Here is a 25937-nt window from a genome sequence, read left to right as displayed (position 1 = left end):
ATGAAGAAGAAATACTCGGCCAGTATTGTCTTGGGTGTGGTCGCGCTACTTTTTGCATGCGCGAGGGGCTTCAACGGAACAGATGGGAACTCACAGGTTTCACCGGGCTCGTCGTCGCAAACGGGTAAGCAAGGTCTGTCGGGCGTCCTGATGTGGAAGGGGGACACGACAGGAACCGGGCTTTATGCGAATGAGACGGTCCTCACGACACAGAATGTAAATCCGCAACAATTTGGAAAGATTCAGCAGAAAGCACTGGACGGAATGATCATCGCCCAGCCTTTGTTTGTTTCGCAGTTGAACATGGGTGACAAGGGCGTTCACGACGTGGTGATCGTAGTTACCGAGCACAACAGCGTTTACGCATTTGACGCCAAGGATCCCGAGGCGCCGCTGTTGTGGGAGCGCCATTACTCGGTGGATGGGGCAACACCTGCGGCAGACAATTTCGGTGGACGCACGACGATCGGCGGCGAGATCGGGATCACGGGAACGCCCGCCATCGACCCAGCCACGGGTGCGATGTACTTCGTAACGATGCTCCAGAAGGACGGCAAGGTAGACCAGTGGCTGCGAGCCATCGATATCAAGACGGGAAATGACTTCGGTCCGGGCAGCGTAAAGATCCAAGGCAGCGTGCAGGGAGACGGAAGAGGAAGCGACGGCGGGACAATCCACTTCGATCCCACGAACCACAATCAGCGCGCAGGGCTGGTCATTACAAATGGAGCGGTGATCATCTGCTGGGGTTCGTTCTCCGACTGGGGCGTTTACCACGGCTGGGTGATGGCTTATGGACTCGCGGACCTGCAGCAGAAAGCGGTATTGAACCTTTCGCCGCAGCATCAGGACCAGGATTACGCATTTGGACCGGCGGATTTCGGCGGCGGAGCGTCGGTGTGGCAGGCAGGCGCGGCGCCTTCGGTGGACGCTTCGGGCAACATCTATATGGTCGCTGCGGATGGCAGCTTCAACGCCGACAAGGGCGGACTTAACTTCGGCGATACGGTGGTGAAAGTCCGCTTCAGCGGGACTGGCTTCGAGGTGACGGACTGGTTCGGACCATCGAATCATCCTTGCGTTGATGCCGCGGACATGGAAATTGGCTCTGGCGGACTGGTGCTGCTGCCGAGCGGTGGCCTAGGGGTCACCATCAACAAGGAAGGGCGCGTGTACCTGCTGAACCTGAGCAACCTGGGGAAAGTCGCACCCGGAGACACGCAGATTCCGCAGCAATTCATGGCCGGCAATCAAGAGTGCTACGAAGGGCTCGGGCCGGATCACGCAGAGGGAACGGACTGGCAGCGTCTGTACGGAAACCCTTCGTATTGGAACGGCAATCTCTACCTGGCTCCTTCGAACACATCTTTAATTCAGTACTCCGTTCAAAACAACCGAATCAATACCACGCCGGCAGCAAGGACGACAGTCGCGACGGGACTGCGCGGGGGCAATACGGTCGTTTCAGCGAACGGCACCAACAACGCGATTGTCTGGATGTATCAAAAAGCGGCGAGCGGCCAGGCGATCCTGCACGCTTTTGACGCAACGAACGTCTCCAAGGAACTGTGGAACAGCAATATGACGGGCGGAGACGAGATGGGAATTGGCATCGGCTTTGGAACGCCAGTGGTGGCAAACGGACGAGTGTTCACGACGTTCAACAAATCCCTCGTGATCTACGGGCCGCGTTAGTCAATCGCCGGCTGGGTAGACACCGAGCACCTTCACGAAGTCGCTGATCTCGCGAAGATGATCGAGAGCACGGCGTACGGGTTCGGTGTCTCCCTGCAACAGGTCGGCGTAGAAGACGTATTCCCACGGACGTCCGCGACGGGGGCGAGATTCTATCTTCGACAGATCAATGTTGCGGAGCGCAAAGACACTCAGTGCTTTGAAGAGCGCTCCGGGTTCGTTTTTCAGCGAGAAGCATACCGACGTCTTGTTCGCACCAGCGATCTTCGTCTGTTTCCTTCCGATCAGGACGAAGCGGGTGAAGTTCTGCTTGTCGTCTTCGAGCCCTTGCCTCAGTATCTTTGCCCCGTACTCGATGGCAGCCTGTTCCGCGGCGATGGCGGCAGTGTCGCGCAAGCCCTCCTGCATTACGTGCTTCACGCTGCCGGCGGTGTCGTAAAACGGCACGGCTTGTATAGCGGGATGGGCGCGGAAAAACTCGCGGCACTGGTCCAAAGCAACAGGATGCGACAACACGCGCGTGATCTTCTTCAGTGTAACTCCGGGGGCAGCAATGAGGTTATGTCGAATGCGGAGCCGATATTCGTGCTGAATAAACACGTCATACGCGAGCAGCAGATCGTAGTGCTCCGCCACGGTACCGGCGAGCGAGTTCTCTACGGGAATAAGAGCAGCATCGGCTTTGTGTGATTCAAGCCGGTCGAAGACCTGCGCTGAGAGGGCACAAGGCAAGAGCTTTTTCGTGCCAAGAAATTTGAGCACGGCTTCGTGGCTGAAAGACCCAAGTTCCCCCTGAATGGCTACGATCATCAGTTCAATCCCTGTAGTTCAATTCTGTGGCGGAGTACGAGTGAGACCCGCAATTCAGCAAGAGCATTGGAATCGAGCGGGTGCATAGGAATGTTAGCAACTAATCCCAGCAAACAGGCACCTTATCTTACAAAGGGCAAGATAAGAGAGAAAATCGAAATCCAGAGGTAAGGCGATGCTATGGACGCTATTTGTGATCCTGCTCGTCTTATGGCTAGTCGGCATCGTGAGTAGTTTTACGCTCGGTGGGTTCATCCACGTGCTACTGGTGCTTGCCGTAGTCGCGCTCGTGTTCCAGCTGATGACTGCGCGCGACTCAGTAGCGTGATCCGAAACGCCGGGAGACAGCAGGAAAATCCAAGAAATGGAGTGTTGATATGGATTCTGATCGTATCAAGGGAAAGATCGACGATATTAAAGGACGCGTGAAGCGCCAGGCAGGTGAGTGGACTGGCGATGAACAAGCCCAGAGCGAGGGCATGATGGACCAGGCGAAAGGCAAAGTCCAGAATGCATTTGGCAAAATGAAAGACGCAGGACGGGATGTCGCAGACGATATCAAAGACCGTGATCGTGACGAGGTCCGTCGCCGAGAGAAAGACGAAGCGGCTTAGAGTTGGAAACTGGTCGAAAGCGAGCGGGCGCCTGCGGGCGCCCCGTTTTATTTCTGCAGAACCCGACTTAACCAGCGCTCCGGACCGCCTTCGCTTCGGATTCAGGGAGACTGACGATGAAGGTGGTGCCGCTGGCGCCTGAACTGGTGTCGCTCCTGACAGAGATCTCCCCGCCGTGATCTTCGACGATTCGCTTGGTGATCCAGAGACCGAGTCCGGTGCCGACGTGCGCCTTGGTGGTGAAGAATGGCTCGAAGATGCGCCTCAGGTGATCCGGTGCGATTCCCTGCCCGGTATCGCTGAATGACAGTTGCATCAACGAACTGCCGTCCCGCTGGATGCGTTCGGCAGAGGCGCGGAACTGGCCTCCGTCAGGCATGGCGTCAATCGCGTTGGTAACCAGATTACTGACGAGTTGACGAAGTTGTCCGGCGATACCGAAGACGGTGGTGTCTTCGGAGAGATCGTTGCGCAACTCGACGCCGCGATTTGCTGCTCGAGAGCGGTAGAGCACAAACACAGACTGGATCAGGTCGCGCACGGGTATGTTGGCAAGCTTAGTTTCGCCGCGGTGGAAAGACAGAGTCTGTTTCGCCATGTCGGATACGCGAGCAAGTTCCGATTCTGCAAGCGACACCCAATGACGCGTCTCGTGCGAAAGACTCTCATCGTGGGCAACAAGGAACAACAGATTGGAAACTGCTTCGAGCGGATTGTTGATCTCGTGGGCGATGGTGGAAGCGAGTTTGCCGACAGTCGCAAGCTTCTCCGCGTGAACAAGCGCAGCCTGACTTACCTTGGATTCGGTGATGTCGCGGAAGACGAGGATCACCCCTACGATGGCATCGTTACTGCGAATGGGCGCCGCACTGTCGTCGATGGGGATCTCAGTACTGTCCTTCCGAATAAGTACAGTATGGTTCGCGAGGCCAATGATGCGGCCCTCCGCCAGCACGCGGCGGACGGGATTGGCAGCAGTGAGGCGCGTTGACTCGTTGACGATACGGAAGACGTTTTCCAGAGGAAGGCCGCTGGCTTCGGTGAGTTTCCAGCCGGTCGCCTGCTCGGCGATGGGATTCATGAAGGTGATACAGCCTTCGACATCAGTCGCGATCACAGCATCGCCGATACTTTGGAGCGTGACGGAAAGACGCGTACGTTCGAGCAGGAGTCGGCGTTCAAGTTCCCCGGTCGCGCCAACGAATAGAGCTATCAAGAACCCGGCCAGGCCGAACACCAGTACACGGACAAAGTCTTGTCCCTGAGCCAACCGGATGGAATCGAACGGAGGTGCGGAGAAGAGATTAACCAGACATGCGATGACCGTCGCCACGAAGCCAGGACGCATTCCTCCGAAGATGCTACTGATAACTACAGCAAGCGAAAATAGTGAAAAGAAAGGATAGTGGCTGAGTTGGAGGACCCGCCCGGTTAGGAACGCAGCGAGCAGTGGCGCGAGAAGGGCTATGCAGTAACGCTGCCAAGCCGGCCGGGCCGAAGCCTCTGCGACGAAGGTTCCGACGATTCGGGTAATGTCGGGCATAAGCCAAGGACAGCTACAAAGGCGACAGTGTATCTCAAAACATCGCTGCGCAACTTATCCGGAAAACAGAATTTCAGGGGGGTAAGCAGGGTGTCGACGGCTAAACGGTTACACCTGCACGCTAGCCGAGGAGTCGGTCGGAGATCGTCATCATGCCGGCGACGATACAGAATCCCGCGAGCAGATAGGACGAGGCTTTCATAAAAGCCGGCGCATAGCCGATGCGATTGGCGCGGTCGGCCAGGCGTCCGAAGACGTGTTGCGTGATGAAAGCGTAAGCGACCATCGAAAGGACGATGCCGACGACGAAGACCGCGACACGAAGGAGGGTCTGCGTGAACGTGGGAGCCACCGCAATGGGTACGACGGCAATGAGGCTTCGCGTACCACCCAGCGCGAAGAGAATGCCAAGCGTGGCGGCGATTCCGCCGTGGTGTATGTGCTCAGGAGCGCGATGGGCAGTCTCGTGATCCCAGGTTTCGTTTGCCGAGGGGACCATGTGCACGTGCAGGTGCTTGTGCGGATGGTGATGGTGCTTGTGGATGTGCTCGTGGACCTTGATCTTGCCGCTGAGAAGGCCAATGACGGCGGCGACTCCGGTGAGGACGAGTAGTCCGCCAGCGCCAAGCTCAAACGCGTTTTCCCATGACTGCGGTAGAAGCCCACGGCCGAAGTATCCGGCAATTCCGGCAACTGCAATGACCAGTGCATGCGCGCCCGCGAACCGAACGGCAAACCACAAGACACGGCGGAAATCGTGCTCGACGGCGACCCCGAATGCAGTAATGGCGGCAAGGTGATCGGGGCCGATTCCGTGCAGCAGCCCGGCGGCGAAGATGGCCAAAAGCAGGAGCATGAGATCAATGGATTTTAGCATCCGCCAAAACAGCTACTTTGTGATTCCCGTCACGCCCTGTTCTTCTGAAAAGCGGCGGATCATGAGGAAGCCATCCAGCTTGCCCTGGTAATAGCCCATGAGGGTCTTGAGAATGGAGTACCCCAGCTTTTTGTAGAACTTAATAGCCGGGGTGTTGTTCACTGCAACTTCAAGGAATACAACCTCACAGCCGATCTCCCGGAGACGCGTTTCTGCGGCATTCATCAGTAATGTGCCCAGCCCGGAGCGGCGGAGTTTCCGGTCAGTGTCAATGGTGATGATGTGCCCCATCTTCTTCGGATGGCTGCTGGCAACGATAAAACCGGCAATGGCCTTGTTCTTCTCTTCGGCAACAAGAGTAAAGGCGTGCGGACGCTTGATGTAGTAGGCGAGTTCGCGGCGCGAATAGGCGATGCCCGGAGGAAAGCATTCCTGGTCGAGCGTGTGCAGACGGTCGAAGTCTTCCGGTTTGTAGTCGCGGATGCGGTAGCGCACGCTCGAATTGTAGTTCGAGCGTGCGTGATCGTGATTACGCGGCGCGATTCACGGGTTGGCGGAGCTCTGAAAAGACGTTCACCATTTCACGGTTAAACGCCTGCAGATCCGAGGGTTGACGGCTGGTGACCCAGTTGCCGTCGCGAACGACTTCGCGATCGACCCAATTGCCGCCGGCGTTACGGATGTCGTCTTGAATGGTGTGATAGCTCGTGAGAGTGCGTCCTTTGACGAGTCCAGCCGACACGAGCAGCCACGGGCCGTGGCAGATGATCGCCATCGGCTTGCCAGCCGAGTTGACCTTCTTAACGAAATCCTGCGCTTTGGGGATGACGCGGAGGAAGTCGGAATTCAATGCACCCCCGGGAATCATCACGGCGTCGAACTGGTCGGGATTGACTTGGTCGAGAGTGAAATCGACGTTGAAGTTATCCTTCTTTTCGTCGTGCTTCATACCGGTGATTTTGCCTTGCGTGGGCGAGACGATACGGCAATCCGCACCGGCTTGCGCCAGCGCCTCCATGGGTTCTTCGAGTTCCACCTGCTCAAAATTTGTCGAAACGAGAATGGCTACACGCATGCCATCAAGATTGCGCTCAGGCATCGAGATACTCCTAATGTTCAGATTGATTTAACGGGTGGGATGCTGGGGCGGCTTTAAGAGCCGCCCGCTTATTTCAGCGCGGAAAAACGGCGGTTCTGGGTCAACTGGAATGCAGCTTCAGTCTGCCCCGCGGAGTAGTAGGCATCAGCCAGATGCCTGCGAATTTGCGTGAGAGTTTCCGGATTCACGGCAACTTCGCTGACACTTGCCAGACGTGTTGCTGTTTCCAGGATTTTCACGGCAGAACTGTATTCGCGTCGTTGAAGGAGAACATATCCCATCGTATCGAGCACGGCCGGGTTGTTCGGCATCGCCTTAGCGGCGATTCCTGCAAGTTCCAGCGCACGATCAAGATGCTGCTTCTGCGAGGCATAAATCCAGGCGAGATTGTTGGCCGCGACTCCTGTTTGGTCACCATCGTGGATCGCGCGTTCGTAGTAATCGATCGCCTGCTGACGTGATCCAGCTTGTTCCGCGCGATACGCGTTCAATAACGACTCCGATCTGCCTCCCGGCTGCGATGCTGCCGCCGTGGCCGCGGAGACGTTCCCCGTCGAAAGTTGAAGCTGCGCGAGAAGTCGAGCAGCGGTGGCGCGCGAGGGATCTGCCTTGACCGACGCCTGAAGTGACCGGATGGCTTCGTTGTACCAACCACGCTCGGCGAACAGCCTGCCGGTGATCTCGAGGAGCGTGCTCGAAACCGGAGGCTGCGCCGCAACCTTTTCCATTTTGGCGAGCGATGAATACGACAGTGTTCCGCGACGGTAGACGCGCAGCAGTCCGTCAATGGCCTCGTCGGAATCCGGATGCGTCACGACAGCGCGCTGAAACGCCATGAGGGCTTCCGGTAGGCGGTTCTGCATGAGGGCGGATTCGCCCATCACAATCAGTGCCTCGACGGAATTCGGGTTCAACGCTCCTGCGCGTTGTGCCATCACCATGGCTGAGGTGGGCTTGCCCTGCAACAGCAATGCACGGGAAAACAGAAGCAGTCCACGAATGCTACCGGGATCATCGCGAACCGCAAAACGAGCCTGGAGGTCGGCCTGTTGTGCGTCTCCTCGCGAGAGGGCTTTGGAGGCGATTGCGAGTCTCGCCGGCGTGTAGTGCTGATCGATGTCGAGAGCGGCCTCCCACTCTTTCACAGCACGGTCGTCGTTGCCACTCGCCGACTCTACGCAGCCGGAAATGTAGTGGGCGGCCGCCGACTCGGGCGCCAGATCGAGTGCCGCCGTTGAGAATACCTGCGCGAGAACAAAGTTATTGTCGGCCAACGCCACCTCGGATTCGAGGATCGCAGCCGTAGCGGGATCCAGTTGCTGACGGACACTCTCAAGCCGCTTGCGGAGTAACTTCAAACGCGGTCCTCGGATTCTGGGATCCGCGCCGGCAACATCCGAGATTTCGGCTTCCATCACACGCGCGAGCAAACCGCTGTTGTCCGTCGGTTTGGTGGCATTCTGCTTCCCTGCCTGTGACACGTTCAGGCGTTCCGCTGCGCCGAGATATTGATCAAGTGCTTCGCTGGTTCGCCCGGAAGAAAGCTGAAAGTCTCCCAAAGCTACCGGAGTGCGGGGCTGTTGTGCGTCCACGCGTCTGAGCACCTGCTCGGCTTCGGTCACGCGGGCGCTACGCATCAGAAACTCCGCCAGGCGTTCGTTGGTTTCGGGTGAGTCCTGTACGGAAACGGCCCGGCGGTAGGCCCCTTCCGCTGCACTGCCATTGCCCTGTTGTTCTTCTAGTCGAGCAAGCGCAAGGAGGGCCATGGGGCTTCCCGGCAGGGCTTTCGCCGAGTGTTCGAGAACTTCGCGGGCCTTCTCGATCCTGTCTTCGCGGTTGTAGATATCGGCCAATGCGATCGCCACATCAACCCGCTTCGGATCGGATCGCAGCACCTGCTCATACGATTGCTTCGCGAGACCCGGTTGTTCTACCTCGAGCGACGCGGTACCGAATAGCGTCATGGCATCGACATTGGTCGCTGCCCTGCTCAGCACGAGGAGGGCCAACTCCCGCGCGCGTTCGGGAGCGCCCGCTGCAAGGTACATTTCGCCGAGCCGGATGTTCGCCTCATTGTTGTTTCTGTCGGTTTCGGCTGCTTTCTGGAAGGTGGAAAAAGCCTCGGAAAGACGTCCCATCTGATAGAGGCATTTCCCCATGCGCATCAGGATTTCGGCACGCTTCGCTGAATTCCGCTCGGGTGTCTTGGCGAGCGCTTCGCGGTAAACCAACAGGGCGTTCCCTGGTTTGCCCTGTAGCTCAAATTGCTGTGCGCGGTTCAGAAGACTTCGGGAACATCCGGTAGAAAAGATAAGTGCCGACATCGCGGCGATGAAGAGGAAGCGGAGAGCGCGCATGTACTGGACCCCGCTCGCAGGTTCGCGAGCTACTCTTCCAAGATGAATCCGCCGGAAATGCAGTTGGCTGAACCACTTCCGGCAATTTTGCAGAGCCGATGCAACCTTTCGCTACAATGAGTGCGGAGGTCTCACCGAATGTCCGAACCGAGTTATGAAGAACTGAAAGCGCGATTGGCGGATTTGGAAAAGCAGGTGGCAAGCAAGAGATCCGGCAACCTGGACTTTCGGGTCAGCGAAAAGGGCGCAGTCAGCGTGTACGGGCTCGGGCGTTTTCCGGTGACTTTGTATTACGAGCAGTGGGTCCGGTTGCTCGACCGCGCTGAAGATCTGCGCACCTTCCTGGAAGAAAACAAAAGTCGGCTGAAGCTGAAGGAATAAGTCTCTCGTCCGCGCAACTGACCCACCTTCATCTGCCCGATGCCGGCGCTGCGTGAGGAATAAGACAAGAAATTTACCTTTTAGTGACAATTCACTTCTTCGGAAAGATCACGCTAGTTCTTGAAGCATAAGGCCTTCGTGGGGACGGCCTCGTGTCTATCCAATCAAGATTTTCGCGTCGAGGTGAAATTATGTTCGCTCGCTTTTCACGGATCGCGTTCCACAAATTCGCCGTTGTGATGATCGTGTTTTGCCTGGTCGGAATAAGTGCAGCCCAGCATTACACCCGGACTGATCTAACGGCTGATGTTGCCGCGACATCTCCTACTGCTCCGAATCTCGACCCGAACCTCGTGAATGCCTGGGGATTGGCTCGCAGTTCTTCGTCGCCATGGTGGGTGGCGGACAACGGTACTGGCCTTGCCAGCCTGTACAACGCGACCGGCGTGCCGCAAGCGCTGGTGGTGAAAATACCGACGGCCGACGGGACCGGAACATCAGTTCCAACTGGCACCGTGTGGAACTACAGCACCGGATTCGAGGTCGCACCTGGCAGACCAGCAGTTTTTCTTTTCTGCACCGAAGACGGCACGATTGCAGCCTGGAACCCGAACGTGGATCGGAACAATGCAATCTTGAAAGTACTGCGCGGTGGCAAGGCGATTTACAAAGGCTGTGCCCTGGCGCAGACCGACGCCGGAGTCTTCCTGTATGCGACCAACTTCGAGTCCAAACGCGTTGAAGTATTCGACAGCAATTTTCAACTGGTAGCCAGCAAAGAGCCTGATTTTAAGGATCATGGGCGGGCACAGAATTATGCACCCTTCGGAATTCAGAACGTTGGCGGGAACCTGGTGGTGACATTTGCTAAGCGCGAATCCGGCAGCAATGACGAAGAGCATGGTCCCGGTCTAGGCTTTGTGGCGATATTCGATCCCACCGGCCAACTGCTACTGCGGTTGGAACATGGAGATTTCCTGAACGCGCCCTGGGGAGTAGCACTGGCGCCCGGAGACTTCGGGCGGTTTAGCCACCGCCTCTTGATCGGAAACTTCGGCGACGGAACGATTCACGCATTCAACGTTGTGTCGGGAAAACACGAAGGCATGATGCTAACTTCGGCAGGCGCACCGCTGGCGGTTGACGGGCTGTGGTCGATTTCGTTCGGAGCCAACTCGGCCAACAGCGGGTTGGCGACGGAACTGTATTACACCGCGGGCCCAAATGATGAGCAGAATGGCCTTTTTGGAAAAATTACCGCTGTAGCATCAGAGAATCGAGGCACGTCAGAATAGAGGAAGGCCGGTTCATGCCGGCCTCTCAATTCCACTCGCCTGGTTGAGCTTCTGCAGCGAGGCATCATCAAGACGGATTCGTGTCGCAGTAATCAGTTCGTTTAACTGATCTACGGACGTTGCGCTCGCAATTGGTGCGGTGATGCTCGGGCGTGCAATCAACCATGCAATCGCGATTTGCGCGGGAGTTGCGTTGCTTGCCTTCGCAACTTCATCCAACGCATCGAGAATACGATAGCCGCGTTCGTTCAAGTATTTCTTCACAAACGCGCCACGAGCGCGAGCCTTCAGGTCCTCTTCCGAACGGTACTTTCCTGCCAAGAATCCGCTGGCCAGAGAAAAGTACGGAATCACACCAAGACCATGCTTCTGCGCGATGGACTCGTACTTCGATTCATAGTCCGCACGATCGTAGAGGTTGTAATTGGGTTGAAGCGTTTGGTAAACCGGCCAACCGTTCTTTTTGCTGGCTTCCAGAGATGCAATCAGGCGATCCGGTCCGAGATTCGAAGCACCGATTGTGCGCACCTTTCCCTGCTTGACGAGTTCGTCATAGGCCTCGAGCGTCTCTTCGACTGGGGTTTCGAGATCATCCCAGTGAGACTGGTAGAGATCGATGTAGTCCGTCTGAAGGCGACGGAGCGAGTCTTCGGCGGCCTGTAAGATCCACTTCTTTGAAAGGTCCTTCTTCCCTTGCCCCATATCGGAGCCGACCTTCGTGGCAACGACGACTTTGCCCCGATTGCCGCGGGCCTTCATCCATTTGCCAATGATGATTTCCGACTCGCCACCTTTGTGCCCGGGCACCCAGCGCGAGTAAGAGTCGGCGGTATCAATCAGGCTGAAGCCGTTGTCGAGGAAAGCGTCCATGAGCTTGAAGGAGGTCGATTCGTCGGCCGTCCAGCCGAAAACATTGCCGCCGAAGACGAGGGGAGCGATCTGATACGGAGTGCTGCCGAGCTTACGTTTTTGCATGACTAGTTAAGTATTGCTCTTTGGATGCAGCGTGTCATGTCTCAGGCGAGACTGACTAGTTCCTCGGTTCGCTTCAACTGGCCGCAGGCGGCGAAGATGTCGCGCCCGCGAGGACGACGAATGAAGGCGGGGATGTCGGCATCAATCAGGATGCTCTGGAATTCCTGTACGCGGTGGTCGTCCGGCGTGCCGAAGGCGATGTCCGGTCCGGGATTCAGCGCGATGAGGTTGACCTTGGCACGAATGCCGTTGAGGAGTCGAGCGACCTCGCGTGCGTTTTCGCGGGAATCGTTTACGTCTTTTAGCAGCACGTACTCAAAAGTTAACCGCTCCCGGCTGCGAAGCGGGAATGTCTTGGCCGCATCGAGCAATTGCTTCAAGTTCCACTTTCGGTTTAGCGGCATAACTTCTTCACGGGTCAGGTCGTTGGAGGCGTTCAACGAGATTGCCAGTTTGGGGCGAATGGGCTCACGACCGAAGTCCTCGATACGAGGAACGATGCCGGCCGTGGAGACGGTCATGCGCGATTCGGAAATGCCGACCTCCTGAACGAGAAGACGCACGGCGCTCATGAAATTGTCGTAATTGAGAAAGGGTTCACCCATCCCCATGAAGACCAAGTTTATGCGTTCGGTATCGAGGTCTACCTGGTGATCGCGCAAAACGACGAGCACTTGTCCAACGATTTCCCCAGCGCTGAGGTTGCGCTTCACGCCCAGTTTGGCTGTCAGGCAAAACTGACAGTTCACTGCACAACCGACCTGGCTCGAAATACAGATCGTGGCCCGGTGCCATTCGTGGGAGTGGCGTTCAGAGGTGTCTTCGTATGCGTCGGTGCCGTCGCCGGCTTCGCCGCCATCGCCTTCAGGCATCCAGACGGTCTCCACGCTCTCTCCATCGCGGAAGCCAATCAGGTAACGCACGGTGCCGTCGCGCGAAGTGAACCGCTTCAAGATCTCTGGCCACCCGATGTTCACGCCTTCTTCTACAAGCGACGTGCGAAAACTCTGCGGAAGCGTTGAGATATCCGCAACATTCGCCACACGCTGACGGTAGATGGCGTCGACCAACTGTTTGCCCCGGAACGGCGGTTGGCCACTTTCCACAACAGCAGCCGTAAGTTCTTGAAGATTAAGGCCTAATAAGTCGGATTGTGGGGGCAGCCTCATGCATCCAATTACCTGTCTTTACTATAGATTCCTTCTGGGTGGATGCGCGCTTTTTCGCCAGAAAATCCGTAAGTTGTTGAAAATAAAAGCCTCTAATCTGCTATGACGAGTACCGCAAGGTTATGAAAGAATTGTTTTTGCACAACGAGGGGTTAACCGTAGCCGCTACCAGTGAACTCGTCATGGAAGGGTTGCGCAACGTTCGCCGTGAAGTGCTGCCTAATGGGCTGACGATTCTCACGGAGGAGATGCCGCACATACGATCGGTGTCGATCGGCATATGGATCAAGACCGGCTCCCGCCATGAGATGCCGGAACTGAACGGCATTTCGCACTTCGTCGAGCACATGGTGTTCAAGGGCACCCAGAATCGCAATGCGGAGCAGATCGCCCGTGAGGTCGATTCGGTCGGCGGTAACATGGACGCGTTCACCGCCAAGGAATGCATCTGCTTCGATGTGAAAGTCCTTGATGAGCACCTCCCTACGGCGCTCGATATCCTTAGCGACCTCGTGTTGAATCCGACCTTCGATCCCAAGGAACTGTCGCGCGAACGCGGCGTGATTCTCGAAGAGATCAAGATGGACGAGGACAACCCGGATTACCTGGTCCATGAGATCTTCACGCAGAACTTCTGGAAAGATCATCCGCTGGGCAAGCCGATCCTGGGCACGAAGGAAACAGTGAAGCGGTTCGAGCAGGAGCTGCTGTTCGAGTATTACAGGCGGTTCTTCATTCCTAACAACATGATTATCTCGGTTGCAGGGAATGTGAGACACGACCGCTTTGTCGAACTGGTTAAGGAAAAATTCAACCAGTTGAAGCCGGGGCCAAACGGCTTCCAGCAGGAACAGCCGAAGATTCAAGCGCGCATCAACATGCGGAACAAGAAGGCCCTGGAGCAGGTGCAGATCTGTATCGGCGTGCCTTCACTCTCGATCGGCGACAGCCGGCGTTTCATTTCCTACATCCTCAACACCTTGCTTGGCGGCGGCATGAGCTCGCGGTTGTTCCAGAGCGTGCGGGAGCGCCAAGGCCTGGCCTATGCGATCTACAGTGAACTGAACCCGTATCGTGACACCGGATGCATGTGCGTATATGCCGGCACCTCGCGCGAAAACGCGCCGAAGGTGGTGCAGTCCATTGTGAGCGAGTTCAAGAAGCTGAAATCGGAACCGGTTTCCGCCGAGGAATTGCGCCGTGCCAAGGACCAACTGAAAGGCAGCCTGATGCTCAGTCTGGAGAGCTCGACCGCCCGGATGTCGAACCTGGCTCGCCAGGAACTCTACTTTGACCGCTTCTATTCCATGGATGAGATCATCGAGCGGGTGGAAAACGTCACTGCCGAGGACGTCACCCATCTTTCTCAGGAGTATTTCCAGACGGGAGCTATAGCCGTGACCGTGCTTGGGAACCTGAATGGGTTGAAGATCTCCCGGGAATCTCTGGCCTGCTAGTCTCAGATCCCTACTGTCTCACAACCACTTTTTGAGACGAACAATGAAACGCCGGAATCCCGGTTTTGACACAATCTGTCATCGAAAATGGCGGAAAGTGTCAAAGTGCGGCGAGCAGAGTAGTTTCCCGGTGTGCGTCGCAAAATCCAGCAGCAGCTAACCTCAACAAAACAAGCAAGTTTCGATTTCCACCACGTTCTGAACAAAGGTAACCAGCAAGTCATGACTTTTGGCTGGCCACGTGCCGTTATACACGGCGAGTTTGGGAACTCAGGGATTTCAAAACGAAAGCAAGGGGATGTGTTCGAGATGACAAAGAAGAATCAAAAAGGTTTTTCGCTGATTGAGTTGCTGATCGTTGTAGCGATCATTCTAATTATCGCCGCGATCGCGATTCCTAACCTGCTCCGTTCGCGTATTGCTGCTAACGAAGCGTCGGCTGTCGGTTCGCTCCGTACGATCAACACCGCTGAAGTTACTTATGCCTCCACGTATCCAGGCTGCGGCTTTACAACCCTGACCAACATGGGTGGTACCGGCGGAGCCCCGACGGGCGCAGGCTTGATCGACTCCGTTCTGGCGTCCGGTGTGAAGAGCGGTTACAGCTTCACGGTGACCCCTTCAGGCGGACAGGGAACGGCCTGCGATCCCACGGTTAACAACCCGAACACCAACTACACAGCGACTGGTGAGCGCCTGTCGCCGCAAACCGGGCAGCGTTACTTCTTCACCGACCAGTCGGGCGTCATCCGCTACAACACCACTGGTCCGGCGACCGACACCTCTGCCCCGCTGCAGTAACATTGACTTTGGCGAGGTACCTCTCGGGGGAGGGTACGAGCCAATAACAGGAAGCAGGCTGCGGCCTGCTTCCTTCGTTTTATAGCACCCCATTGTGCAATACTCCTCACGAATGGCATCACCTGGAACCTCCATCTCACGGCCCGACGAAACAGCCCGACAACAATGGCTAATTCCTTTGCTGGTATGCCTCGTGCCGGCACTGCTCTACATGGCTACCCTGCGTTTCGAGTTCGTTTTCGACGACCACAACCAGATCGTCGGCAATCCGCTGATTAAATCCTGGCATAACCTGCCATGGCTTTTTCGGACCGACGTATGGAGCTTCTCGAATCCCCTGGTGCTCGGCAACTATTGGCGGCCGTTCTTTACCATGTGGCTGCTCGTGAATCACTCATTATTCGGGTTGAATCCCGCGGGATGGCACGCGGCAGCCGTGCTGGTCCACGTCGCAGCGACCTTCCTCGTTTTTCGACTGGTGCGCAAGCTTAGCGGGGACCTTCTTCTCAGCGCATTCGCTGCCCTGATCTTCACAGTGCATCCGTCACATCTCGAAACGGTTGCGTGGATATCGGGCGCTACCGATTCTCTGATGACCGTTTTCGTTGTGTCGTCGTTGCTGTGCTTTGTAAATGCATTCAGTCAAACTTCACTGAAATGGAAGTGGCTCGCCGCTTCGCTATTGCTTTACGCGGGAGGCCTGCTCGTCAAAGAAACGGCAATGATGACGCCGATGATGGTGCTCGCCTATTTCGTCTTCGCCCATCGAACTTCCCTGCGTGGACACATTAGCCCGGTGGCGCTTTCGATCGTGCTCTTGGCTCTTGTCACAATCGCATATGCAACCATGCGCGCAGCGGTGCTGGGAGGCATGAGTCATCCGATCATCCATATGACGCTCGCGGAGATCATTCTCAACGCGCCTCTCCTCCTTTGGTTTTATGTGAAGCACCTTGTTTATCCAATTGGACTCGGCCTTTATTACGACATTCCTCCGGTCCTGCAAATGACCTGGGCGAATTTTTGGTTTCCTGTTTTCGCGCTGCTGGCTGTAACGGCAGGGGTACTCTACTGGGCGTATCGCGCCAAAGAGCGATTGGCAATCTTCGGCTTTGTAGTGATGATGGTTCCGCTGCTGCCGGTGCTCTACATACCGGGACTTGCAGTTGATGACATCGCACATGACCGCTACCTCTATGTGCCGTCGATTGGATTCGCGATTATTGTGGCGAGCCTCATTCGGCGCATCCGGTGGGGTTCGCGCGAGCTATTCTCCGCTTCGGCGTCGCAGTTCGCGGTCGCAGTTGTTGTTGTCCTCGGCTTAAGCGCCGCAACTTCAGCACAACAGATCTACTGGGCTAACGACGTGCTGTTATTCAGCAGGGCAATCGAAGTTGCGCCTGGCAAGGCAGTCGCTTACAACAATCTCGGTACCGCTCTGACGGCGAAGAATCGCTACAAAGAAGCCCGCTTCGCCTACCAGCAGGTTGTGATGCGAAATCCGCGGGCGTGGTCCGCATACTATAACTTGGGTCTCGGATATTTCATCGACGGCCAATACGCCGAAGCCGAAGAGAACTTGAAACGTGCACTCTCGATCATGCAGTTGGAATCCGACCCATATGCCGTCCTTGCTGAATCACAGATCAAACTGGGCAAGTACGCGGAAGCCGAGCAGGCCGTCCGAACGGCGATTCGCCTGAAGCCCTACAAACCCGGTTACCGGCAGGTTCTGGCTCTCGCGCTGGAGAAACAGGGTAGGATCCAGGAAGCGCAGGAGGCCGCTAAAGAGGAACAGCAACTGCAGGCTCGCCAAGCTCATTGAACTTACCGCAATCCCCAGAACTGCTTTAAAATAGAAGGATTGCATGTCTGATCCAACGCTCACCGTAGTGCCTCAGCCCAAAACTGAGCCGCAGGACGAAACATCGCAGGGCGCTTCCCTGCCAGCGCGTCCGAAAGTCGGCTTTGTAAGCCTGGGGTGTCCCAAAAACCTCGTGGACAGCGAGGTCATGATGGGATTATTGTCGCGCGCCGGAGCCGAGCTGACGCCTCGCGCCGACGAAGCCGACGTCATCGTCGTAAACACCTGCTCCTTTATCGACTCGGCCCAGCAGGAGTCCGTGAACACCATCCTGGAGATGGCGCAGCACAAGACTGAAGGCCGCGCCAAGCGCCTTGTCGTTGCCGGTTGCCTCGTTGAACGCTATCGCAACGACATCCAGAAGGACATTCCCGAGGTCGACGCAGTGGTCGGCACAGGTGAGCTTGAACAAGTGTTGCAGGCTGCGGGAATTCAGCCTCGGAAACAACAGCAGAGTAATTCCCCGTTCGTGATCCTCTCCGGACGCGAAGAAGGTAACGCCCGCGAAGCCGCCGGACGATTCTCACGCGAGTCGTGGGATGGCGCCGTCGCCGACTTGCCAAACTACCTCTACGACGAAGAGACGCCACGTGTGCTGGCCACTCCGAAATATTCGGCGTACATCAAGATTGCCGAGGGATGCGATCATCCCTGCACGTTCTGCATTATCCCGCAGTTGCGCGGCAAGTTCCGGTCGCGCCGTTTTGAATCGGTGATCGCCGAAGCTGAACGGCTGGCGAAGTCAGGCGTGCGCGAAATTACGCTCATCGGACAGGACACCACCTGCTACGGCGAAGATCTCGGCCTGAAGGATGGCCTCGCGCTGCTGCTGGAGAAGCTGGCTGATATCGAAGACTTGCGCTGGGTGCGGTTTCTCTACGCTTATCCAAACAAGATTACGGGCAAGCTGCTGGAGACAATCGCGAAGCACGAGAAGATCTGCTCGTACATCGATGTGCCGCTTCAGCACGCTTCGGGTAACGTCCTGAAGTTGATGAAGCGCGGCGCGAACGCCGACATATTTCTGAACACGATTGAAAAGATGCGCGCCACCATTCCCAACGTCACGCTAAGAAGTTCGTTCATCGTCGGATTTCCCGGCGAAACCGAGCAGGACTTCACTGATCTTTGCGACTTTGTGAAGGCCGCGAGGTTCGACTGGCTGGGCGCGTTCTCCTATTCAGACCAGGACGGCGCCAAGGCTTTTCACCTCGCAGACAAGCTCCCGCAGCGTGAGATTGAACGTCGTCGGAAGAAGCTGATGTCCATCCAAAAGCAGATCAGTAAGAAAGCGAAGCGCGCACTGGTCGGGCGCGAGTTCGACATCCTTGTTGAAGGGCCGTCCGGCGAAAGCGAACTGCTTTGGGAAGGACGCACGGCTATGCACGCGCCGGAGATTGACGGCAAGGTGTACATCAACGACTTCGGCGATCACGAAGACGTTCAGCCCGGACAGTTCTATCGTTGCGAAATTACCGAAGCACACGATTACGATCTCGTGGCTCGACTGTTGTAGAGCTCTGCGCGTAAACGAAAAGCCCCGCTCGCAAGCGGGGCATCTGAAATCTGAAACGTTACACGTTGAAGGACGAACCGCAGCCGCAAGTGTTCTTCACGTTGGGATTTTCGAACTTGAATCCCGCGCCTTCGAGCGTTTCGACGTAGTCAACGGTCACGCCATTGAGGTACATCATCGACGTGGCATCGACGTAAATCTTCAGGCCGTCGACATCGAGCACCTTGTCCATCATGCCGGCGCCGTTCTCGAACGACATCGAATACGAGAAGCCGGAGCAGCCGCCGCCGACTACACCCACGCGCAGCCCAGCGGGAACCGGATTCTGCTGCGCCATAATTTCCTTTACCTTGGCGACCGCAGTCGAAGTCATGTTAATCGGGGTAGTCTTGGTGCCGATGGTCGGCGTGGTGGTAGTTGCCATTCCTCTCTCCTTCGAATCGTTGCTGCTGAATTATAGCAGAATCTGCCGGATACACCCGGCTCAATCCCGGTACTACGTCCAATGTTTAGATGGGTTTACCCCCGATTTCGTCGCACAAAAGAATTTTGCCTTAGGGTAAACACCGGGTACTTGCAAACCGTCATATAATTTAGGCCAAGGCCCCCCTACCCGGTCCCCGCACGAAGTGGGGAATAAGCGGGGAAGCGAGTATCGGGACCGGTCCATTGAGTCACGCGAGGTGGCGCATGTCGTCAATGCTGACGATGCTGCTCGTCGTTTGGGCCGTCCTGACTGCCCTCCTGCTGATCCTCCTGATCTACCGCAGCACTTTGTCCTTGCACGAGGAAGACCAGCTTTATCTGGATGAAGCTGAATCGCACATGGCCAAAGAGCAAGAGGAGATCCATGCCCGCATGGATAAAACTCTAATGCCCATGCGAATACTTGGGGCCGCTTCCGGCACACTGATACTGGTGATTGCCGGAATGTGGGTCTACGAAGGGCTGTTCAAGCTCCAGTAGCAGCCCTCACAACTTGAACGTTTCAGCGGCTCCAGGGACTTGGCTGGCGGGCGAACGCATTACGTACGCTGGTGGGGTTCTCTGGTTGGCCCTGATTTGTTTGTTGCATACCTGCCTTAAGCAAAATTCCGCATTAGGAGCTCCACCTTAAACAACACGTACTCGTCCGCTCGAATCGCATATGCAGGCGACCGGCATCAGCAAGAACAAGGCTTGGTCGCGACCTTTTGGGTTCACAGGTGGAGCTTGGTATGAAATTTGGAGCGGTGATTCTCTTTTCCCTTTCCCTGGTGTTTGCGACGGGGTGTGCACAACGCCAGAACAGTGCTTCTTCGGGCGGTGCTGCCGCGCGGTCGAATGTTGAAGGTATTAAGGCTGAAGCCGTGGATCGCATGAACGATTCCGCGAACATTTTGCGCGAGCTCGTGAATGCACCCGATGACGGTATTCCTGAGTTCGTATTGAAAGACGCCAAATGCGTTGCCGTAGTGCCTTCCATGATCAAGGGCGGATTTGTGATCGGCGGAAAGCACGGTCGCGGCGTGGCCACTTGCCGTACCAACAACGGCTGGAGCGCGCCGGCGTTTTTCACGATCAGTGGCGGCAGTTGGGGCGCGCAGATCGGTGCACAGGCTGTTGATGTCGTCATGATGATCATGAATGCGCAGGGCATGCAAGATCTACTTAGCTCGAAGTTCCAGCTCGGTGGAGAAGGCTCCGTAGCAGCCGGACCGGTTGGACGCCAGGCGTCCGCCAATACCGACTACAAGCTTCAGGCCCAGGTGCTTACGTATTCAAGAGCCCGGGGTCTTTTCGCGGGTCTCGACCTGAGCGGCGCAGCCATTCGGCCGGATGAGGAAACCACGGTGGCGTTCTACGGCAAGGACGTGCCATTCCGCCTCGCGCTGAGCGGCGAACTCAATCCGCCGCGGCTTTCGCAGGAATTTTTGGCTTCGGTCCGCCAAAGCTTCCAGGAAGCCCGCGCAGCGAGCAACAATCCCCAGTAAAGTAATCGCAGTAACTCGAAATGTGAATGCCGGACACGTCCTAAAACTGTCCGGCATTTTTTTGTCTTGATGCCGCTACATCGCCGCGAATGCAGCTCGCTGGTGTGCCGCTGAGAACCATGGCACAATTGGCGAGACACACAGATCCAAGTACGAAGATGGCGGAATCGGCAGACGCACCAGTGCGTTTTTGAGGTTCTAGCAAAAGGGGTCTGTATCGCGTTTGCCCTCCTTTACCAGGCGTTGTAGTTGTACCTGCGACACAGTAGACGCCGTTACCCATTCTCAGGGAATTGATTGCGTCAGTGGAGGAGAAGCACGTCATGTCTACGGCGGCAAGCGTACCAGCAATCAGCTTCAAGCACATTCTCGTGGCGACAGATCTTTCACCGGCATCGTTGTGGTCTTTGCCCTATGTGACGGAAATTGCTCTGCAATACGGCTCAACCGTGTATGTGGGACACGTGATCCCGTTCGGCACCTATGTGGCGGTAAGACCACAAACATTCGACGCCGTGGAAGAGGAGGTTCGGCAGGGCGCACAGAAGAAGCTCGACTCCTTCGCAACCGAACTCAAGGACCATGGTGTTGCGGCAAAGACGTTGTTGCACGAAGGCGATGTCGGAGTAGTCATGCCCAGTTGGATCAAAGAGCATGACATCGGCCTGGTTGCCCTGGGCACAACCGGACGAAGCGGAATTCGCAAGCTGACCGTTGGATCAATTGCGGAAGAGATTGTTCGTGATGCCGAATGTCCAGTTTTAACTGTAGGCCCGGCATCGTCCGCCAGGAAGCAGGTCGCGATACGCAACATTCTGTACGCCAGCGATTTTTCGGAAGATTCGCGGCGAGCAGGTGCTTACGCCATGTCATTAGCGGGACGCCATAAAGCTCGGCTGATTCTGCTTCATGTTCGAAACGAAGAAGACCTTAAGTTGTCACACGCGTCGCTCGCCGAGAGACTGGAAAAAGTTATTCCGCACCAGGCCACTCCGAGCGCCAGCACAGAGGTGCTCATCGCCGAAGGAAGGCCTGCGACGAAGGTTTTGGAGATTGCCGGCGAACACTCGGTGGACTTGATCGTCATCGGGGTGAGAGGAAGTGGCTGGTCGCGGGTGGCTAGTCACTTCGGATCCACGGCCCACGCCATCATCGTGGGAGCTTCATGTCCCGTACTTACAGTGCGGGCACCGAACCAACAGTAGTCAGTACGGTTTTTATGCGGACAGATCAGCTGCCGTTTTAACGCTGACCGCACGATTTCGACCGAGCACCTGCTGTGTCGAGCCACGGCCTCGGAGTAACATGCGAACCGCGCCGACAGCGAGGAAAAGAATGTCCGTCGACACTGACCCACGTAGCGCCCGGGCTGCGTACCAACTGCCGTTCAGCGACGTCATTGCGCAGTTCAAGACCGACGTGAGGTTGGGGCTGAGCGAAACGGAAGCTCAACAAAGGCTGGCTGTCTACGGAAAGAACGAGGTAGCGGCTGAAAAGCCGGTGCCGGCATGGCGGAAGTTTCTCGCACAATTTCAGGACTTGCTCGTTGTACTTCTTCTGATCGCGACCGCTGTTTCGGCAATTCTTTGGGTGTATGAGCGCGAATCAGAATGGCCGTACGAGGCAATCACCATCTTCGCGGTTGTGCTCCTTAACGCCGCCATGGGTTACATCCAGGAGCAGCGAGCGGAATCTGCCGTAGCTGCTCTTCGGAAAATGGCGACAGCCCACGCACACGTGGTGCGGGACGGCATACAGCGCGAGCTCCCGGCCACGGAGATCGTCCCCGGCGACATACTCCTGGTGGAAGAAGGCGACACAATTCCCGCCGACGCCCGTCTCATCAAATCCACCGCACTGCAAACGACAGAAGCACCTTTGACCGGCGAAAGCCTGCCTGTCTCAAAAGATGTGGGAGCCATTACCGAAGAGGCTGGTGTCGGCGATCGCAGCAATATGATTTTCAGCGGGACATCGGTGTCGTACGGGCACGGACGCGGTGTGGTCATTGCGACCGGTATGAATTCCGAAATGGGACGCATCGCGGACATGCTGAAGGAAGTTCCAGACGAGACCACACCATTGCGAAAGGAACTCGACCGAGTCGGCAAGCTGCTGGGTTCCATCGTGGTAGTGATTGCGGTGGTGATGATTGGGACCATCGTTCTCGTTGAAGATGTAAGAGGGTTTTCAGCAATTTTCGAAGTGCTCATCCTGGGGGTAGCGCTGGCAGTCGCAGCAGTTCCCGAGGGACTGCCCGCTGTGGTGACAGTGGTCCTCTCAGTTGGTGTTCAGAGAATGGCCCGCAAGAATGCCATCGTTCGTCACCTCTCTGCGGTGGAGACGCTCGGTTCAGCCAGTGTGATCGCCTCGGACAAGACGGGTACCCTGACGAAGAATGAAATGACCGTTCGAGTCGTGGTTACTGCTTCCGGCCGAGTGGAGATGCAGGGCACCGGCTATGCCCCGGAAGGCGAGGTGAGGCGAGAAGGTGGGGCGGATGTTGAAGGCGACCTTCGCCTCGAATTGAGTCGAACACTTTCGGCGGCAGACCGCGCTAACAATGCCGTTCTTCAACAGCAGCAGGATGGTCGCTGGACCATCCAAGGCGATCCTACAGAAGGTGCGCTTCTGGTTGCGGCTCGAAAAGCAGGATTGAAAGCTGAAACGTTGGCTGCGCGTTTCGAACGCATTGGCGAGGTTCCCTTTTCAGCCGAGCGCAAACTGATGAGCACGATCCATACGGATGCCGAAAGACAGGAGCGCCTCCTGGTTTTCACGAAAGGTGCACCCGACATACTTCTCGCGCGTTGCTCACAGGAACTTGTAGGAGAAAACCGCAGAGCCTTAACCGACGCCCGGCGCAAGGAGATCCTGGCTACGAATGAACTGTTGGCGAGCCAGGCATTGCGGACACTCGGAATCGCTTTCCGAACCGTGCCCAGCGATACGGAAAGTGAACTGCTCGACAGCAGTGTTGAACGCGACCTTGTGTTTGCCGGAATCGTCGGAATGATCGATCCTCCGCGGGAGGAGGCAAAACAGGCCGTTGCTCGCGCTCAAGGCGCCGGGATTCGTCTAGTGATGATCACCGGAGATCATCCTAAAACTGCGCAAGCGATCGCTTTTGAGTTGGGCGCGGGTAGCGGTGAGCGAGCGGTTACAGGAGCTCAACTTGGGGCAATGTCGGAAGAGACGCTGCTCAGAACGGCCACAGAATCCTCCGTCTACGCACGCGTGAACCCTGAGCACAAGCTGCGAATCGTGAAGGCGTTGCGCCAGGGCGGCGCGGTTGTGGCTATGACGGGAGACGGCGTCAACGACGCGCCAGCTTTGAAAACGGCCGACATCGGCATTGCCATGGGGATCACCGGAACCGATGTCTCGAAGGAAGCGTCCGACATCATTTTAGGCGATGACAACTTTGCAACCATCGTCGCGGCGGTCGAAGAAGGACGCTCCATTTTTTCGAATATCAGAAAATTTCTGCGGTACTTGCTGTCGTCAAATATCGGCGAAGTGATGACGATGTTTTTCGGCGTTCTGCTCGCCAAGGTCATCGGCTTGCGAGCGGATAACAATGCCGTCGTCTTGCCGCTGCTGGCAACACAACTCCTCTGGATCAATCTCGTCTCCGACGGGGCACCCGCCCTTGCGCTAGGCGTGGATCCCTCTGATCCCGGTGTGATGAACCGGCCACCCCGTCCGATCGGCGAAAAGGTGATCACAAGACAAATGTGGCTGGGAATTTTCTTTGTAGGCGCCGTGATGGCTACGGGCACGTTGTTCGTCCTGGATGCTTGTCTTCCAGGAGGGCTGATCGATGGCTCAGGAAGCATGACTTATGCCCAAACTATGGCGTTTACGACATTGGTCTTATTCCAGATGTTCAACGTCCTAAATGCTCGTTCTGATAACGAGAGCGCGTTTCACGGCATCTTCCGCAATCATTGGGTATGGCTTGCAATCTTCTTGTCACTCGCGATGCAGGCCGCCGCGGTATACATGCCTGTATTACAGCGTGCTTTTTCCACGTCGAGCTTGAGTTTTCGTGATTGGGTGTTTTGCCTCACTGTAGCTAGCTCAGTATTGTGGCTTCGTGAATTGAGCAAAGTCATCACCCCAAGTACACCCAGGAGAGTGGCGTAATCCCAAATAGAAAGGCACTGCGACCATGCGTCGAATACATCGTGAACAACATCGGTCAGAACGAATTGGCTGGCTGCGCGCCGCTGTCCTAGGAGCAAATGATGGGATCGTCTCAACGGCAAGCCTGGTTATGGGCGTCGCAGCGGCGAATTCACAGCGATCCGAAATCATGCTTGCCGGTGTAGCGGGTCTCGTCTCGGGCGCACTTTCCATGGCGGCTGGTGAATACGTTTCCGTCAGTTCGCAGGCCGACACGGAACGCGCGGATATGGCTTTAGAACGCACTGAGCTGACCACGCAACGGACTGCTGAAGAAAATGAGCTTGCCACAATCTACGTTCAGAGGGGCCTGGAGCCGGAACTCGCCAGGACGGTCGCCCTGCAATTGATGGCGCATGACGCTCTTGGAGCGCATGCTCGTGACGAGCTTGGACTTTCAGAACACCTTCTCGCACGTCCTATTCAGGCTGCATTGGCGTCCGCAGCGACTTTCTCGGTGGGTGCGGCATTACCACTTTTAGTTGTGGTGTCGGTTGCACAAGCCAGAATCGTTTTCGCAGTGCCCGCTGCATCACTGATTTGCCTGTTTGGAATGGGTGCGCTCGCTGCGCGTTCAGGAGGCGCTTCTCCATGGATTGGCGCCGGACGAGTCACCTTCTGGGGAGCTTTGGCGATGGCTGCAACGGCAGGGATTGGAGCACTGTTCGGTACCACGGTGTCATGAGCAACTCAATCGAACAGGCCTCGGAAGACTTTGGTGCGAAAGGGGGGACTCGAACCCCCACGCCTTGCGGCGCCAGATCCTAAGTCTGGTGCGTCTGCCAATTCCGCCACTTTCGCACTTGGATCTGTGTGTCTCGTTAATTGTGCCATGGTTCGGAGGTCCACACCAGCCATGACGAGTTCCCTGACTTTTCAATCATCTTCGAATGCACATGACCTTCCGACCTCGTTAGCGCTGCTGGCCTGCGATTCTCGTTTTTCCTCGGGTGTCGCTTTCAGGCTCAGCAATTTCCGGTAATATCTTCTTTTCTATTCAAAGCGAGAGAGACGCCTGACTTATGCCAAATCCACCGAATCAACCTAATATCAAGCTGGTCAATGAACCGGGATACCGCGAGAGCTATGCCAATAGTGTCCAGGTCCGTGTCAATGTCTGGGACTTTTTCCTCGTTTTCGGGACCATGCAACAGCAGGTCGAGAACGAAGTCGAGATCCGCAATTTCCAGGGAATCTATCTAAGTCCGCAACAGGCCAAGGCCTTGATGACCATCCTTCAGCAGAACGTGACCAACTACGAGCAAACCTTTGGCGAGATCAAACTTGATCCGCGCATGGCAGTAGGCGGCCCGATCAACTAAC

Annotated in this window: 24 protein-coding genes and 1 tRNA gene; 15 read left to right on the top strand and 10 right to left on the bottom strand. The window is 56.4% G+C overall.

Going from position 1 to position 25937, the window contains the following annotated elements; genetic code table 11:
* On the top strand, nt 1-1695 hold the full coding sequence (locus VN577_24080) for a hypothetical protein (protein ID HWR17929.1): 1695 nt from the start codon (nt 1-3) through the stop codon (nt 1693-1695).
* Here VN577_24080 and pheA read toward each other — a convergent pair whose 3' ends face one another.
* Nucleotides 1696-2505, bottom strand: coding sequence for a prephenate dehydratase (gene pheA / locus VN577_24075; protein ID HWR17928.1), 810 nt, complete (start codon nt 2503-2505; stop codon nt 1696-1698).
* A gap of 175 nt (nt 2506-2680) precedes the next feature.
* Here pheA and VN577_24070 point away from each other — a divergent pair, with 175 nt between their 5' ends.
* Together VN577_24070 and VN577_24065 are read left to right on the top strand one after the other, a co-directional pair.
* The gene (locus tag VN577_24070) at nt 2681-2833 is read left to right on the top strand and encodes a lmo0937 family membrane protein (protein HWR17927.1); all 153 of its coding nucleotides are present in this window, start codon (nt 2681-2683) and stop codon (nt 2831-2833) included.
* 49 nt (nt 2834-2882) lie between these two features.
* The gene (locus VN577_24065; GenBank protein HWR17926.1) at nt 2883-3119 is read left to right on the top strand and encodes a CsbD family protein; all 237 of its coding nucleotides are present in this window, start codon (nt 2883-2885) and stop codon (nt 3117-3119) included.
* A 67-nt stretch (nt 3120-3186) separates the two neighbouring features.
* Here the strand turns inward: VN577_24065 and VN577_24060 are convergent, their stop codons facing one another.
* The 5 genes from VN577_24060 to VN577_24040 all read right to left on the bottom strand — a co-directional run bounded on the left by VN577_24060 (nt 3187) and on the right by VN577_24040 (nt 8995).
* Nucleotides 3187-4662, bottom strand: a complete 1476-nt coding sequence (locus VN577_24060) for an ATP-binding protein (protein ID HWR17925.1) — start codon at nt 4660-4662, stop codon at nt 3187-3189.
* Between the two features lie 121 nt (nt 4663-4783).
* Entirely contained in the window at nt 4784-5539 is a 756-nt protein-coding gene (locus tag VN577_24055; GenBank protein ID HWR17924.1) for a hypothetical protein, read from the bottom strand.
* A gap of 12 nt (nt 5540-5551) precedes the next feature.
* Nucleotides 5552-6034: an N-acetyltransferase gene (locus tag VN577_24050; GenBank protein HWR17923.1), complete on the bottom strand. Its 483-nt coding sequence runs from the start codon at nt 6032-6034 to the stop codon at nt 5552-5554.
* 34 nt (nt 6035-6068) lie between these two features.
* A complete protein-coding gene (locus VN577_24045) occupies nt 6069-6638 on the bottom strand; it encodes a type 1 glutamine amidotransferase domain-containing protein (protein ID HWR17922.1) in 570 nt (189 codons plus the stop codon).
* A gap of 68 nt (nt 6639-6706) precedes the next feature.
* Nucleotides 6707-8995 (bottom strand): tetratricopeptide repeat protein, encoded by a 2289-nt coding sequence (locus VN577_24040; protein ID HWR17921.1) that lies wholly within the window; start codon nt 8993-8995, stop codon nt 6707-6709.
* 138 nt (nt 8996-9133) lie between these two features.
* Here VN577_24040 and VN577_24035 point away from each other — a divergent pair, with 138 nt between their 5' ends.
* On the top strand, nt 9134-9376 hold the full coding sequence (locus tag VN577_24035; GenBank protein HWR17920.1) for a hypothetical protein: 243 nt from the start codon (nt 9134-9136) through the stop codon (nt 9374-9376).
* Nucleotides 9377-9567: 191 nt separating this feature from the next.
* Nucleotides 9568-10671 (top strand): TIGR03118 family protein, encoded by a 1104-nt coding sequence (locus VN577_24030; GenBank protein ID HWR17919.1) that lies wholly within the window; start codon nt 9568-9570, stop codon nt 10669-10671.
* A gap of 12 nt (nt 10672-10683) precedes the next feature.
* Here VN577_24030 and VN577_24025 read toward each other — a convergent pair whose 3' ends face one another.
* On the bottom strand, nt 10684-11646 hold the full coding sequence (locus VN577_24025) for an aldo/keto reductase (protein ID HWR17918.1): 963 nt from the start codon (nt 11644-11646) through the stop codon (nt 10684-10686).
* Between the two features lie 41 nt (nt 11647-11687).
* The gene (gene rlmN / locus VN577_24020; GenBank protein ID HWR17917.1) at nt 11688-12815 is read right to left on the bottom strand and encodes a 23S rRNA (adenine(2503)-C(2))-methyltransferase RlmN; all 1128 of its coding nucleotides are present in this window, start codon (nt 12813-12815) and stop codon (nt 11688-11690) included.
* Between the two features lie 122 nt (nt 12816-12937).
* Between rlmN and VN577_24015 the strand changes: the two genes are divergently transcribed.
* From VN577_24015 to rimO, 4 genes are all read left to right on the top strand, one after another.
* Nucleotides 12938-14272: a pitrilysin family protein gene (locus VN577_24015; GenBank protein ID HWR17916.1), complete on the top strand. Its 1335-nt coding sequence runs from the start codon at nt 12938-12940 to the stop codon at nt 14270-14272.
* 309 nt (nt 14273-14581) lie between these two features.
* Nucleotides 14582-15073: a prepilin-type N-terminal cleavage/methylation domain-containing protein gene (locus VN577_24010; GenBank protein ID HWR17915.1), complete on the top strand. Its 492-nt coding sequence runs from the start codon at nt 14582-14584 to the stop codon at nt 15071-15073.
* A 193-nt stretch (nt 15074-15266) separates the two neighbouring features.
* A complete protein-coding gene (locus VN577_24005; GenBank protein ID HWR17914.1) occupies nt 15267-16898 on the top strand; it encodes a tetratricopeptide repeat protein in 1632 nt (543 codons plus the stop codon).
* A 43-nt stretch (nt 16899-16941) separates the two neighbouring features.
* On the top strand, nt 16942-18453 hold the full coding sequence (gene rimO, locus VN577_24000) for a 30S ribosomal protein S12 methylthiotransferase RimO (GenBank protein ID HWR17913.1): 1512 nt from the start codon (nt 16942-16944) through the stop codon (nt 18451-18453).
* Nucleotides 18454-18511: 58 nt separating this feature from the next.
* Here rimO and VN577_23995 read toward each other — a convergent pair whose 3' ends face one another.
* Nucleotides 18512-18877 (bottom strand): iron-sulfur cluster assembly accessory protein, encoded by a 366-nt coding sequence (locus VN577_23995; protein ID HWR17912.1) that lies wholly within the window; start codon nt 18875-18877, stop codon nt 18512-18514.
* Nucleotides 18878-19143: 266 nt separating this feature from the next.
* Here VN577_23995 and VN577_23990 point away from each other — a divergent pair, with 266 nt between their 5' ends.
* The 5 genes from VN577_23990 to VN577_23970 all read left to right on the top strand — a co-directional run bounded on the left by VN577_23990 (nt 19144) and on the right by VN577_23970 (nt 25299).
* A complete protein-coding gene (locus tag VN577_23990) occupies nt 19144-19419 on the top strand; it encodes a hypothetical protein (protein HWR17911.1) in 276 nt (91 codons plus the stop codon).
* 251 nt (nt 19420-19670) lie between these two features.
* On the top strand, nt 19671-20426 hold the full coding sequence (locus tag VN577_23985) for a lipid-binding SYLF domain-containing protein (GenBank protein HWR17910.1): 756 nt from the start codon (nt 19671-19673) through the stop codon (nt 20424-20426).
* Nucleotides 20427-20749: 323 nt separating this feature from the next.
* Nucleotides 20750-21631, top strand: a complete 882-nt coding sequence (locus VN577_23980; GenBank protein HWR17909.1) for a universal stress protein — start codon at nt 20750-20752, stop codon at nt 21629-21631.
* Nucleotides 21632-21761: 130 nt separating this feature from the next.
* A complete protein-coding gene (locus VN577_23975; GenBank protein HWR17908.1) occupies nt 21762-24575 on the top strand; it encodes a cation-translocating P-type ATPase in 2814 nt (937 codons plus the stop codon).
* Between the two features lie 25 nt (nt 24576-24600).
* Nucleotides 24601-25299, top strand: coding sequence for a VIT family protein (locus VN577_23970; protein ID HWR17907.1), 699 nt, complete (start codon nt 24601-24603; stop codon nt 25297-25299).
* Nucleotides 25300-25330: 31 nt separating this feature from the next.
* Here VN577_23970 and VN577_23965 read toward each other — a convergent pair.
* Nucleotides 25331-25415 (bottom strand) — tRNA-Leu (locus VN577_23965).
* Nucleotides 25416-25636: 221 nt separating this feature from the next.
* On the opposite strand from VN577_23965, the gene VN577_23960 reads away from it, so the two are divergent.
* On the top strand, nt 25637-25936 hold the full coding sequence (locus VN577_23960) for a DUF3467 domain-containing protein (protein ID HWR17906.1): 300 nt from the start codon (nt 25637-25639) through the stop codon (nt 25934-25936).
* Nucleotide 25937 lies beyond the last annotated feature (1 nt).

Source organism: Terriglobales bacterium (assembly GCA_035561515.1).
Lineage (GTDB): Bacteria > Acidobacteriota > Terriglobia > Terriglobales > Acidobacteriaceae > DATMXP01.
The sequence above is the reverse complement of the archived record's forward strand: the minus strand, read 5'-3'. Positions and strand labels throughout refer to the sequence as shown.